Genomic DNA, 12,551 nt, shown 5'->3' on the forward strand with positions numbered 1-12,551 from the left:
AGCGTTCGCTTTATTAACCCTTGAGGCGGTCGAGATCTTCGACGTTGACCGTTTCGAGCTTACGGAACAACGTGACCAGAATGGCCAGGCCAATCGCAGCTTCTGCGGCGGCCACCGTAAGGATGAAGAACACGAATACCTGACCGGCAATGTCGCCCAGGTAATGCGAGAACGCGACGAAGTTCAGATTGACCGCGAGCAACATCAGCTCGATGGCCATCAGCAGCACGATCACATTTCTGCGGTTGAGGAAAATACCGGTAATGCTGATCGCGAAGAGAATCGCGCCCAACACCAGGTAATGCGCTAGCGACAACGACATCATGCTGGCTCCTTATTCCGCCGCCGGCGTGTCGGCGCCGGTGGACTGCTGCCGGGCTTCGGCGGGCATCGACACCAGACGCACGCGCTCGTGTTTCTTCACGCGCACCTGCTTGCTCGGGTCGGTCTGTTTGTGGTCCTTACGGGTACGCATGGTCAGCGCAATCGCTGCAACCACCGCCACCAGCAGGATCAGACCTGCCACTTCGAAGGCAAAGATATAGTCGGTGTACAGCGCAATGCCGAGCGCCTTGGTGTTCGGCACGTCGGGGGCCGATACGGCCTTGACCGGCGCACGCGTGGCACCGTAGCCGCGCATCAGCACGAGCGCCGCTTCGACGATCATGATCGCGCCGACGGTGCTCGCCAGCGGAATGAACTTGCCGAAACCGCGTCGCAGTTCGTCGAGATTGATGTCGATCATCATCACCACGAACAAGAACAGCACCATCACCGCGCCGACGTACACGAGCACCAGCATGATCGCGAGGAACTCAGCCTCGAGAAGCATCCAGATCGCAGCAGCGTTGAAGAAGGCCAGCACCAGGAACAGTGCCGACTGCACGGGGTTGCGCGAGGTCACGACCTTCAGACCCGAGACCACGAGGATCAGCGCAAACACGTAGAAAAGTAAGGTTGTGAATTCCATAATCACCGGAGTGTCGCCAAATTAGCCAACGTCAAGCCGTACCGGGCGCGCCGACGAGCGTCGCGCCCTGCCCTGCATTAACGGTACGGCGCATCGGCCGCCTTGGCCGCCGCGATTTCGTTTTCGTAACGATCGCCCACCGCGAGCAACATCTCTTTGGTGAAGTACAGATCGCCACGCTTCTCGCCGTGATACTCGAGGATGTGCGTTTCGACGATCGAGTCCACCGGGCAGCTTTCTTCGCAGAAGCCGCAAAAGATGCACTTGGTCAGATCGATGTCGTAGCGCGTGGTGCGACGCGTATTGTCGTCACGCACTTCCGATTCGATCGTGATGGCCATTGCCGGGCACACCGCTTCGCACAACTTGCATGCGATGCAACGCTCTTCACCGTTCGGATAGCGGCGCAGCGCATGCAGCCCGCGAAAACGCGGCGACAGCGGCGTCTTCTCTTCCGGAAACTGCACGGTCACTTTGCGTGCGAACGTGTAACGTCCTGTGAGCGCCATGCCCTTGAGCAGTTCCAACAACAGGAAACTGCCGAAAAAGTCTTTGATTGCCCTTACCATGGGATTCCTCTACTCCGTTCGCCTCAGCCCCAGATGTTCCAGGGGGACATGATCCAGACACCCACCACGATCACCCAGACAATCGTCAGCGGCAGGAAAACTTTCCAGCCCAGACGCATGATCTGGTCGTAGCGGTAGCGCGGGAACGTCGCACGTACCCAAATGAACACCGACAGCAGCAGGAACACCTTAAACGCCAGCCAGAACACACCCGGGATGAACGACAGGAAGCCGAACGGCGCACTCCAGCCACCCAGGAACAGCACCGAGGCCAACGCCGAGATGATGATCATGTTGATGTACTCGGCCAGGAAGAAGAGCGCGAAGCCCATGCCCGAGTACTCGATCATGTGACCGGCCACAATTTCCGATTCGCCTTCCACCACGTCGAACGGGTGGCGGTTCGTTTCCGCGATACCCGAGACGAAGTACACGACGAACATCGGCAGCAGCGGCAGCCAGTTCCACGACAACAGGTTCACGCCCATGCTGGCGAACATGCCGTGCTCTTGCGAGCGCACGATGTCCGACAGATTCAGCGAGCCAGCCGTCATCAGCACGCACACCAGCGCGAAGCCCATGGCGATTTCATACGAAATCATCTGGGCCGACGCGCGCATGGCGCCGAGGAAAGCGTATTTCGAGTTCGATGCCCAACCGGCCAGAATCACGCCGTACACACCGATCGACGAAATCGCCATCGCGTAGAGCAGACCGGCGTTCACGTCGGCGAGCACTGCGCCCGGCTGGAACGGGATCACCGCCCAGATCGCGAAGGCCGGCAGCACCGCCATCACCGGCGCGATGGCGTAAATGCCCTTGCTGACCTGCGTCGGCGTGATGACTTCCTTGAGCAGGAGCTTCAACACGTCGGCGATCGGCTGCAACAGACCGGCGGGACCCACGCGGTTCGGACCGAGACGCACGTGCATCCAGCCGATGAGCTTGCGCTCCCACAGAATCAGGTACGCCACGCACAGCAGCAGGATCACGGCCACGACGAGGATGCGGACCAGCGCCCACACCGTCGGCCAGGCCACGCCCAGCAGTTGCGTGCCGTATTGATTGATGACTTCGTTCAGGCTCATTTACGCCTTCTCCACCGAAATTTCACCGAACATCGCGCCAAGCGCGGCGGACGCCGGCGTGGCTGCCGGGACGCGCACCACATTGGCAGGCAACGTTTCCGAGCGAGCGGCCGGCAGCGTGACCACCGCGTCGCCCTGGCGCACGCGCACGGCGTCGCCGGCAGCGAGGCCCAGGCTGTCGAACAGCGCAGCCGGCAGCGTGGCACGCAGCGAGGCCTTCGCATCGTTGGTCAGTTGCAGCGACGGGGCGCGACGCACCAGCGCGTCGGCAGCGTAGATCGGCACGTCGGCCAGACGCTGAAGACCCTGTGCAGCAGCCTTCGGTGCGGCCAGCGTTGCCGTGGCACGGTTGTCGAGCGAGGCCGCCGAGAAACCGGCGAGCGCTTCGGCACGCACTTGTTCCACGGTGTCCTGTTCGAAACCTTGCAGCTTGAGCAGGTTGCCCAGCACGCGCAGCACCTTCCAGCCCGGACGCGTCTCACCCAGCGCGCGCACCACACCGTTGAAGTGTTGCGGCAGGCCTTCGGCGTTGACGAACGTACCGGCCGTTTCCGTGAACGGCGCGATCGGCAGCAGCACGTCGGCGTACTCGAGGCCGTGCTTGAACGGCGAGAGCGAGACCACCATCTTCGCAGCGCTCAGGGCCGTGAGTGCTTGCTTCGCGTCGGCCGAGTCGAACTCGGGTTCGGCGTTGAGCAGCACGTAAGCCTGACGCGGCTGTGCGAACAGTGCCGCAGCGCCCTTCGCGTTGGTGGCCTTCACTGCGTAGCCGCCCACCGTGTTGGCGCCTTCGGTCAGGAAGCCCAGCGTGGCGCCCGTGATGTCAGCGATCACTTGCGCGATGGCATGCAGTTGTGCAAATTCCGGATGCTGAACGGCAGCGTTACCGAGCAGGATCGCACGGCGTTCGCCGTTGATCAGCGAAGCGGCGATGGCCTTGGCGGCGTCGCTGGCGCTCACACCGGCCAATTCTGCCGGGGCAGCAACGCCCTTGGCGGCCGCAGCAGCCACAGCGATACCGGCCAGTTCGCTGACCCACGCGCCCGGTGCGGCGATGATCTTGTTCGCGAGCTTCACGAGCAGATCGTCGTCCGAGCCGTGCAGCAGGTTCAGCTGACCGCCCGTCTTCACGGCAGTACGCAGACGCGAGGCGAACAGCGGATGATCCTTGCGCAGGAACGAACCGACGACCAGTGCGCTTTGCAGCTTGTCGAGTTCCGTGATCGGCAGGCCGAGCCACGGGGCACCCTTCGTACCGCCCGACACGTCCGTCTGACGCAGGCGGAAGTCGACGTTGTCGCTGCCCAGTGCGCGCACGAACTTTTGCAGCAGGTGCAGTTCTTCGACGGTGGCGTGCGGCGAGGCGAGACCGGCAACGGCATCGGCGCCGAAGTCGCGGATGATGTCCGTCAGGCCGTGGCCGACGTACTCAAGCGCCGTCTGCCAGTCGACTTCGTGCCACTCGCCGCCTTGCTTGAGCATCGGCTTGGTGAGGCGCTCGTCGCTGTTCAGACCTTCGTACGAGAAACGATCCTTGTCCGAGATCCAGCACTCGTTGACCGCTTCGTTCTCGAGCGGCACCACGCGCATGACCTTGTTGTTCTTCACTTGCACCACGAGGTTCGCACCCACGCCATCGTGAGGGCTCACCGACTTGCGGCGCGACAGTTCCCACGTACGGGCGCTGTAACGGAACGGCTTCGACGTCAGTGCGCCAACCGGGCACAGATCGATCATGTTGCCGGACAGTTCGGAGTCGACCGTCTTGCCAACGAACGACGTGATTTCCGAGTGCTCACCGCGGCCCAGCATGCCGAACTCCATCACCCCGGCCACTTCCTGACCGAAGCGCACGCAACGCGTGCAGTGGATGCAGCGCGACATTTCTTCCATCGAGATCAGCGGGCCCACATTTTTGTGGAACACCACACGCTTCTCTTCCTGGTAGCGCGATGCCGACTTGCCGTAACCGACCGCCAAGTCCTGAAGTTGGCACTCACCGCCCTGATCGCAGATCGGGCAGTCGAGCGGGTGGTTGATCAGCAGGAACTCCATCACCGATTGCTGCGCCTTCACAGCCTTATCGGAGTTGGTGCGCACGATCATGCCGTTGGCAACGGGCGTGGCGCAGGCCGGCACGGCCTTCGGGGCCTTCTCGACCTCGACCAGACACATGCGGCAGTTCGCTGCGATCGACAATTTCTTGTGATAGCAGAAGTGGGGAATGTAGGTGCCGTTCTTCTTGGCAGCCTGGATCACCATGCTGCCTTCGGGCACCTCGACCTTTTGGCCGTCAATTTCGATTTCAACCATAGCGGTTCAATGCCAAGCGTCAAAAGGGATTAGTGAGCGCCGACCAAGCAATGCTTGTGCTCGACGTGGTAGGCGAACTCGTCCCAGAAGTGTTTGAGCATGCCGCGCACCGGCATCGCTGCGGCATCGCCGAGCGCGCAAATGGTACGGCCCATGATGTTCTCGGCCACCGAGTTCAGCAGGTCGAGATCTTCCTTGCGGCCCTCACCATGCTCGATACGGTTGACCACGCGCCACAGCCAGCCAGTGCCTTCACGGCACGGCGTGCACTGACCGCACGATTCTTCGTAGTAGAAGTACGACAGACGCAACAGCGAGCGCACCATGCAGCGCGTCTCGTCCATGACGATCACGGCACCCGAACCCAGCATCGAGCCAGCCTTGGCAATGCTGTCGTAGTCCATGGTGGTTTCCATCATGAGACCCGCCGGCACGACCGGCGCGGACGAGCCACCCGGAATCACTGCCTTCAGCTTCTTGCCACCGCGCATACCACCGGCCAGCTCAAGCAGTTCGCCGAACGGCGTGCCGAGCGGCACTTCGTAGTTGCCCGGCAACTCGACGTCGCCCGATACCGAGAAAATCTTGGTGCCGCCGTTGTTCGGCTTACCCATTTCCAGGTATTGCTGCGGACCGGTCGCGAGCAGGAACGGCACGGCTGCGAACGTTTCGGTGTTGTTAATCGTGGTCGGCTTGCCATACAGGCCAAAGCTCGCCGGGAACGGCGGCTTGAAGCGCGGTTGGCCCTTCTTGCCTTCGAGCGATTCGAGCAGCGCGGTTTCTTCGCCGCAGATGTACGCACCATAACCATGGTGACCGTGCAACTCGAACGAGAAGTCCGTGCCCAGAATGTTGTTGCCCAGATACCCGGCGGCACGCGCTTCTTCCAGCGCCTCTTCGAAGCGTTCGTACACTTCGTAGATTTCACCGTGGATATAGTTGTAGCCGACCGTGATGCCCATGGCGAAACCGCCGATGGCCATCCCTTCGATCAGGGCGTGCGGGTTGTAGCGCAGGATGTCGCGATCCTTGAACGTACCCGGTTCGCCTTCGTCCGAATTGCAGACGAGATACTTCTGGCCCGGGAACGCGCGCGGCATGAAGCTCCACTTCAGCCCCGTCGGGAAGCCAGCGCCTCCACGACCACGCAGGCCCGAAGCCTTCACGTCGGCGATCACCTGCTCGGGCGTGAGGCCTTCTTTCAGAATGCGTGCGAGCTGCTGGTAACCACCGCGCTTGACGTAATCTTCCAGATGCCAGTTATCGCCGTTGAGGCCCGCGAGAATCAGCGGCTTGATGTGACGGTTGTGCAGCGACGTCATGCTTTCTCTCCGGCAGCGGCCTTGGCCTTGAGCTCATCGAGGAGCGCATCGACCTTCTCTTCGCTCATGAAGCCGCACATGCGGTGATTGTTCACCAGCATGACCGGGGCATCGCCGCAAGCGCCCATGCACTCGCCTTCCTTGACCGTGAAGAGGCCATCGGGCGTGATGTCGTTGTATTCGACGCCCAATTTTTCCTTCAGGTACTTCGCCATCTCTTCACCACGCGTGAGTTGGCAAGGCAGGTTCGTGCACACGGTCAACTTGAACTTGCCCACCGGGCTCGTGTTGAACATGGTGTAGAAGGTTGCGACCTCTTGCACCGCGACTGCGGGCATTTCGAGGTAGTCCGCCACGAATTGCATGACTTCGGGCGACAACCAACCTTTCTCGACCTGCGCTACGGCAAGTGCGTGCATCACCGCCGACTGTTTCTGGTCGGCAGGGTATTTGGCAACGGCACGGTCGATTTTCTTCAGGGCTTCGGGAGAAAGCATTTCCGATCCGACTGTTCTCTAAAACGTTATCCCCGCTCGTGCCAGCACGGGCAACCGATCATCTCGGTCGCCTGCGACTCACAGGCACGGCAACTAGGAACGGCAACGGTATCGACCTGCGAAACCCTGCCGAATTAAAACCGGTGGGCGCCCGGGGGCGCCCACTGCGCGTTTAGCGATCGATCTCGCCGAACACGATGTCCTGGGTACCGATGATTGCGACAGCATCGGCAATCATGTGACCCTTGGCCATCTCGTCGAGCGCAGAAAGATGGGCGAAGCCCGGCGCACGAATCTTCAAGCGGTACGGCTTGTTAGCGCCGTCCGACACCAGATAGATGCCGAACTCGCCCTTCGGGTGCTCGATCGCGGCATACGTCTCGCCGGCCGGCACGTGGAAGCCTTCGGTGAAGAGCTTGAAATGGTGAATCAGCTCTTCCATGTTCGACTTCATTTCAACGCGCGACGGCGGTGCCACCTTGTGGTTATCCGTGATCACCGGACCCGGATTCTCACGCAGCCACTTCACGCATTGACGCACCAGACTCGCCGACTGGCGCATTTCTTCCACGCGCACCAGATAACGGTCGTAGCAATCGCCTTCCTTGCCCACCGGGATATCGAACTCGAGGCGGTCGTACACTTCGTACGGCTGCTTCTTGCGCAAGTCCCAGGCAATGCCCGAACCGCGCAGCATCGCGCCCGAGAAGCCGAGCTGCAACGCGCGTTCCGGCGACACCACACCGATACCGACCAGACGTTGTTTCCAGATCCGGTTGTCGGTGAGCAGCGTTTCGTACTCGTCGACGCACTTCGGGAAGCGAATCGCGAAATCTTCGATGAAGTCGAGCAGCGAGCCTTCGCGGGCTTCGTTCATCCGCTTGATAGCGCGCTCGTTGTGGAACTTCGACGCGCGGTACTTCGGCATCGCTTCCGGCAGGTCGCGATACACGCCGCCCGGACGGTAGTAAGCCGCGTGCATGCGGGCACCCGAGACGGCTTCGTACACGTCGAACAGGTCTTCGCGCTCACGGAAGGCGTACAGGAACACCGCCATCGCGCCCACGTCGAGTGCGTGGGAACCAATCCACATCAGGTGATTCAGAATCCGCGTGATTTCGTCGAACATCACGCGGATGTATTGTGCGCGAATCGGCACATCGACGCCGATCAGCTTTTCGATCGCCATCACGTAGGCGTGCTCGTTGCACATCATCGAGACGTAGTCCAGACGATCCATGTACGGCACGGATTGCAGGAACGTCTTCGATTCAGCGAGCTTCTCGGTCGCGCGGTGCAGCAGGCCGATGTGCGGATCGGCGCGCTGGATCACTTCGCCATCCAGCTCGAGCACCAGGCGCAGCACGCCGTGCGCTGCCGGGTGCTGCGGACCGAAGTTCAGAGTGTAGTTCTTGATGTCTGCCACAAGGCCACCTTAATGTTTCAGACCGGCGTAATGCTCTTCGCGGATGATGCGCGGCGTAATTTCGCGCGGCTCGATCGTCACCGGTTGATAGATCACCCGCTTCTGCTCGGGGTCGTAACGCATCTCGACATAACCCGACGTCGGGAAGTCCTTGCGGAACGGGTGACCGATGAAGCCGTAGTCCGTCAGAATGCGGCGCAGGTCCGGATGGCCTTCGAACACGATACCCACCAGATCGAAAGCTTCGCGCTCGAACCAGTTGGCCGAGCTCCAGACGTCGATCAACGAGGCCACGACCGGCAGGTCGTCATCCGGCGCGAACACACGAACGCGCAGACGCCAGTTGTACGAAATCGAGAGGAGATGCGAGACGGCGGCGTAACGCGGGCCGTCATGGGCACCGTCGCCGTAGGCCGAGTAATCCAGGCCTGCTACGTCCATCAGCTGTTCGAACTTAAGCTCGGGGTGATCGCGCAACGTGTGCGCCACTTCGAGATAGTCGCTCGCCTTGACCGTCAACGTGAGTTCGTCAAGGGCTTCCACCAACAGCTCGGCGCGGGGGCCAAGCACGTTTTGCAGGGTGGTCTTGAGTTTTTCTAGTGTAGACATGGGCGGTAGCGTTATTTGCGAGCGATCGTCGCAGTCCGCTTGATCTTTGACTGCAACTGAATGATGCCGTAGACAAGCGCTTCGGCCGTCGGCGGACAGCCTGGCACGTAGACGTCGACGGGCACGATGCGGTCGCAACCGCGTACCACCGAATACGAATAGTGATAGTAGCCGCCGCCATTGGCGCACGACCCCATCGAGATCACCCAGCGCGGCTCGGCCATCTGGTCGTAGACCTTACGCAGCGCAGGCGCCATCTTGTTGCACAGCGTGCCGGCGACGATCATCACGTCCGACTGACGCGGGCTCGGGCGGAACACCACGCCAAACCGGTCAAGATCGTAACGCGCTGCGCCGGCGTGCATCATTTCGACTGCACAACAAGCGAGACCGAACGTCATCGGCCACAGCGAACCCGTGCGCGTCCAATTGATGAGTTTGTCAGCCGTGGTGGTGACGAACCCTTCGCGCAAAACCCCTTCGATGCTCATATGCTTACCCTGAATCCTTCTGCAATGCTGCTGTCAAACGCCGGCCTTATTCCCAGTCAAGCGCACCGCGCTTCCACAGGAATACGAAACCGATCAGCAACTCAAGCAGGAAACCCATCATGGAGATAAAGCCCACCCAGCCGATATCGCGCAGAGCTACGCCCCACGGAAACAGGAATGCCGTTTCGAGATCGAACAGGATGAAAAGGATGGCGACGAGATAGTAGCGCACATCGAACTTCATGCGCGCGTCTTCGAATGCTTCGAAGCCACACTCGTACGGAGAGAGTTTTTCGCTGTCGGGTTTGTTGGGGCCGAGGAATTTACCGACGCCAATCAGTACCGCCCCAAGACCGCCACCTACCAGAAGAAACAGCAGGACGGGATAATAGGTTCCGAGGTTCAACTCTACCCTCTTTCGGTTAGTTCAAAGAACCGCTCTCGTCGATGGTGTGGGGACCGGAAAGCGGATGAACGGTGAGCACAAAATAAAATGCCAGCCAAAGCATAAACGCAAGGCTGGCATCGTAGAACTGTGGTGCCGACGGCGAGACTCGAACTCGCACAGCTTTCGCCACTACCCCCTCAAGATAGCGTGTCTACCAATTTCACCACGTCGGCATTCATAGTCTGCAATCCGCTGTCACTTACGAATCGCTTCAAGACCGCTATAGTAGCGCTCTTCGGCATTTTGTTCAATGCACAAATCGAATTTTTTTCGATTTTCTTTACCGCTTATTACACGTCTAAAACAGCTTGCCAATTACTTGGGCACGTCTTGCGGATTCGCCACCGAAGCCGGTGCCGGAACGCTCGATGCACCTGCTGCCGAAGCGGCGACCGGCGCCGTTGCTGCGGGCAAATTACCAAGGACACCGATGCTTGCCTTCGGCTTGTACGAACCCATGTACGTGAGGCCCAGCGTGGTCACGAAGAACAGAGCAGCCAATGCCCCCGTGGTGCGCGACAGGAAGTTGGCGGAGCCCGAAGCACCGAACAGACTACCCGACGAACCGCTACCGAATGCGGCGCCCATGTCTGCGCCCTTACCATGCTGCAACAACACCAGGCCAATGATGCCCAGCGCGGAAAGCACCTGCACCACGACCAAAAACGTTTTGAACAACCCCATCTCATCACCCGTATAGAAGAATCTGATTTGCGCCGCATTTGTTGCGACGCATCATGACTATTTCGTGCCATTACAAAAATGGCACCGGCATCAGCGCGGCAAACCCGCCTCGCAAATTGCCAGAAAATCGGCTGCCTTCAATGCCGCACCGCCGATCAGACCGCCATCGACGTCGGGCATCGCAAACAGTTCGGCCGCATTGTCCGGCTTCACACTACCGCCGTACAACACCGCCACGTCCTCGACTGCTGCGCCCTTCGCACGCAGCAGCGTGCGCAGATGTGCATGCACCGCCTGCGCCTCGGCCGACGTTGCCGTCTTGCCGGTGCCGATCGCCCAGACCGGCTCGTAGGCAACCACAATCGCCGTGGCTTGCTCGGCGCTCAGCGCCGCCAACACCGTCTCGAGCTGACGGGTCACCACAGCCTTCGTGTCACCGGCGTCGCGCTCAGCGAGCGTTTCGCCCACGCAGACGATCGGCGTCATGCCCGCGTCCAGCACGCGCAGCGTCTTGGCAGCAACGCCCGCATCGGTCTCGCCATGGTACTGGCGACGCTCCGAGTGCCCCACGATCACGAACTGTGCGCCGAACTCGGCAATCATCGGCGCGGCCACTTCACCCGTGAATGCGCCATTCACTTGTGCCGACACATCCTGCGCGCCATAACCCAGCGCCTGCCCCGAGAGGCGCGCCTGACACTGCGCAAGATAGGGGAACGGCACGCACACCGCGGCGCTCACGCCCGATGCGCTCAATACCGGCGATGCCAGCAGACTGCCCAAAAGGGCCTCGTTGCCGGCCAGACTGCCGTGCAGTTTCCAGTTGCCCACGACGAGCTTGCCAGCCTTGCGGCTGATGGTGCGAGCCGAAGCTGCGATAGCAGATGTCACGCCTTCTCCCCCATGCTTATAGACGAAAAACCTCTCATTCTAGTTCGTCTGGGCTATGGGGGTCAATTTCGCCGGACATCGGGCGAGAAAAACCGCATGAATTGACGCTTTCACGCGAGATTTACCCGCCCCACCTGCCCGGCTTACCAGGTCAGTACGATCTTGCCGACGTGCGTGCTGGTTTCCATCAGGGCATGGGCCTTGTCAGCCTGTTCTGCCGGGAATGTCTGGTAAATGACCGGGCGAATCTTGCCCGCGGCGAACAGCGGCCAGACGTTGTCGTGCAATTTTTGGGCAATCGCGGCCTTGAAGGCCACCGAGCGCGGGCGCAGCGTCGAGCCGGTCACCGTCAGGCGGCGGCGCAGCAGTGCACCCATGTCGAGGGTGGCCTTGCTGCCGCCGAGCAGCGCGATGATCGCAATGCGGCCATCGAACGCGAGGGCCTGCACTTCACGCGGCAGATAATCGCCGCCCACCATGTCGAGCACCACGTCCACGCCACGATCTTGCGTGAGTTCTTTCGCGATGGCGACGAAGTCTTCCGTCTTGTAGTTGATGCCACGCTCGGCGCCGAGGGCTTCGCAGGCACGCGCCTTCTCATCGGAACCCGCGGTTGCGAACACGCGGTGACCGAGCGCCACGGCCAACTGGATCGCCGTCACGCCAATGCCGCTGGTGCCGCCTTGCACGAGCAACGTCTCTTTCTCACCCGATTCGGTGTGACCGAGATGTGCGCGATCGAACACATTGCTCCACACGGTGAAGAACGTTTCCGGCAGCGACGCCGCTTCCACGTCGGAGAGACCGTCCGGTACCGGCAAACACTGGGCGAGCGGTGCCGTGCAGTACTCGGCGTATCCACCGCCTTGCACCAGTGCGCACACGCGCGAGCCGATCTTCAGGCCCCAGCGATTGTCTGCACCGTCCAGCGAGCCCTCGACAATTTCACCGGCCACTTCGAGCCCCGGCAAATCCGACGCGCCCGGCGGCACCGGATACTGGCCGATACGTTGCAGCACGTCAGGACGATTCACGCCGGACGCCTTCACCTTGATGAGCACTTCGCCCGGCTTGAGCTCGGGTTTAGCGCGCTCGGTCAGCTTGAGCACTTCAGGTGCGCCGAATTGCGTGATCTCGATCGCTTTCATGTGTCTGTCCTCGTTAGGTATCTGGTACGGCAAGTGCGGCCGGCCTGATGGGTTTCGTCGTGACGGCAACAGCCCTCGACGCGTCTCGCAAGTGG

The 12,551-nt window shown here is 61.0% G+C and carries 14 protein-coding genes and 1 tRNA gene; all 15 read right to left on the minus strand.

Features of this window, described 5'->3' with window-relative positions; all coding sequences use genetic code 11:
* Nucleotides 1–13: 13 nt before the first annotated feature.
* Complete coding sequence (nuoK, locus tag AT302_RS16530) at nt 14–325, minus strand: NADH-quinone oxidoreductase subunit NuoK (protein WP_023596640.1); 312 nt, start codon at nt 323–325, stop codon at nt 14–16.
* 9 nt (nt 326–334) lie between these two features.
* On the minus strand, nt 335–970 hold the full coding sequence (locus AT302_RS16535) for an NADH-quinone oxidoreductase subunit J (RefSeq protein WP_058379364.1): 636 nt from the start codon (nt 968–970) through the stop codon (nt 335–337).
* A 77-nt stretch (nt 971–1,047) separates the two neighbouring features.
* Complete coding sequence (gene nuoI, locus AT302_RS16540) at nt 1,048–1,539, minus strand: NADH-quinone oxidoreductase subunit NuoI (protein ID WP_047907638.1); 492 nt, start codon at nt 1,537–1,539, stop codon at nt 1,048–1,050.
* A 23-nt stretch (nt 1,540–1,562) separates the two neighbouring features.
* The gene (gene nuoH / locus AT302_RS16545; RefSeq protein WP_058379365.1) at nt 1,563–2,627 is read right to left on the minus strand and encodes an NADH-quinone oxidoreductase subunit NuoH; all 1,065 of its coding nucleotides are present in this window, start codon (nt 2,625–2,627) and stop codon (nt 1,563–1,565) included.
* Nucleotides 2,628–4,940, minus strand: coding sequence for an NADH-quinone oxidoreductase subunit NuoG (gene nuoG, locus AT302_RS16550; protein ID WP_058379366.1), 2,313 nt, complete (start codon nt 4,938–4,940; stop codon nt 2,628–2,630).
* A gap of 29 nt (nt 4,941–4,969) precedes the next feature.
* Complete coding sequence (gene nuoF / locus AT302_RS16555) at nt 4,970–6,262, minus strand: NADH-quinone oxidoreductase subunit NuoF (protein WP_058379367.1); 1,293 nt, start codon at nt 6,260–6,262, stop codon at nt 4,970–4,972.
* A complete protein-coding gene (gene nuoE, locus AT302_RS16560) occupies nt 6,259–6,759 on the minus strand; it encodes an NADH-quinone oxidoreductase subunit NuoE (protein WP_058379368.1) in 501 nt (166 codons plus the stop codon). Before nuoE ends, nuoF begins: the two co-directional genes overlap by 4 nt.
* Before the next feature lie 172 nt (nt 6,760–6,931).
* On the minus strand, nt 6,932–8,185 hold the full coding sequence (locus AT302_RS16565) for an NADH-quinone oxidoreductase subunit D (RefSeq protein WP_058379369.1): 1,254 nt from the start codon (nt 8,183–8,185) through the stop codon (nt 6,932–6,934).
* 9 nt (nt 8,186–8,194) lie between these two features.
* On the minus strand, nt 8,195–8,794 hold the full coding sequence (locus AT302_RS16570; RefSeq protein WP_058379370.1) for an NADH-quinone oxidoreductase subunit C: 600 nt from the start codon (nt 8,792–8,794) through the stop codon (nt 8,195–8,197).
* A gap of 11 nt (nt 8,795–8,805) precedes the next feature.
* Nucleotides 8,806–9,285, minus strand: coding sequence for a NuoB/complex I 20 kDa subunit family protein (locus AT302_RS16575; RefSeq protein ID WP_010807413.1), 480 nt, complete (start codon nt 9,283–9,285; stop codon nt 8,806–8,808).
* A gap of 46 nt (nt 9,286–9,331) precedes the next feature.
* A complete protein-coding gene (locus AT302_RS16580; RefSeq protein WP_058379371.1) occupies nt 9,332–9,691 on the minus strand; it encodes an NADH-quinone oxidoreductase subunit A in 360 nt (119 codons plus the stop codon).
* Between the two features lie 130 nt (nt 9,692–9,821).
* A tRNA-Leu gene (locus AT302_RS16585) sits at nt 9,822–9,906 on the minus strand.
* A gap of 142 nt (nt 9,907–10,048) precedes the next feature.
* Nucleotides 10,049–10,417: a preprotein translocase subunit SecG gene (gene secG / locus AT302_RS16590; protein ID WP_058379372.1), complete on the minus strand. Its 369-nt coding sequence runs from the start codon at nt 10,415–10,417 to the stop codon at nt 10,049–10,051.
* A gap of 90 nt (nt 10,418–10,507) precedes the next feature.
* A complete protein-coding gene (tpiA, locus tag AT302_RS16595) occupies nt 10,508–11,275 on the minus strand; it encodes a triose-phosphate isomerase (protein ID WP_058380379.1) in 768 nt (255 codons plus the stop codon).
* 176 nt (nt 11,276–11,451) lie between these two features.
* On the minus strand, nt 11,452–12,456 hold the full coding sequence (locus AT302_RS16600; RefSeq protein WP_058379373.1) for an NAD(P)H-quinone oxidoreductase: 1,005 nt from the start codon (nt 12,454–12,456) through the stop codon (nt 11,452–11,454).
* Nucleotides 12,457–12,551 lie beyond the last annotated feature (95 nt).

The sequence above is a fragment of the Pandoraea norimbergensis genome, from assembly GCF_001465545.3.
GTDB lineage: Bacteria > Pseudomonadota > Gammaproteobacteria > Burkholderiales > Burkholderiaceae > Pandoraea > Pandoraea norimbergensis.

Coding starts and splice junctions, on each gene's coding strand:
- nuoK (WP_023596640.1), bottom strand. CDS start 325: ATGATGTCGTTGTCGCTAGCGCATTACCTGGTGTTGGGCGCGATTCTC.
- AT302_RS16535 (WP_058379364.1), bottom strand. CDS start 970: ATGGAATTCACAACCTTACTTTTCTACGTGTTTGCGCTGATCCTCGTG.
- nuoI (WP_047907638.1), bottom strand. CDS start 1,539: ATGGTAAGGGCAATCAAAGACTTTTTCGGCAGTTTCCTGTTGTTGGAA.
- nuoH (WP_058379365.1), bottom strand. CDS start 2,627: ATGAGCCTGAACGAAGTCATCAATCAATACGGCACGCAACTGCTGGGC.
- nuoG (WP_058379366.1), bottom strand. CDS start 4,940: ATGGTTGAAATCGAAATTGACGGCCAAAAGGTCGAGGTGCCCGAAGGC.
- nuoF (WP_058379367.1), bottom strand. CDS start 6,262: ATGACGTCGCTGCACAACCGTCACATCAAGCCGCTGATTCTCGCGGGC.
- nuoE (WP_058379368.1), bottom strand. CDS start 6,759: ATGCTTTCTCCCGAAGCCCTGAAGAAAATCGACCGTGCCGTTGCCAAA.
- AT302_RS16570 (WP_058379370.1), bottom strand. CDS start 8,794: ATGTCTACACTAGAAAAACTCAAGACCACCCTGCAAAACGTGCTTGGC.
- AT302_RS16575 (WP_010807413.1), bottom strand. CDS start 9,285: ATGAGCATCGAAGGGGTTTTGCGCGAAGGGTTCGTCACCACCACGGCT.
- secG (WP_058379372.1), bottom strand. CDS start 10,417: ATGGGGTTGTTCAAAACGTTTTTGGTCGTGGTGCAGGTGCTTTCCGCG.
- AT302_RS16600 (WP_058379373.1), bottom strand. CDS start 12,456: ATGAAAGCGATCGAGATCACGCAATTCGGCGCACCTGAAGTGCTCAAG.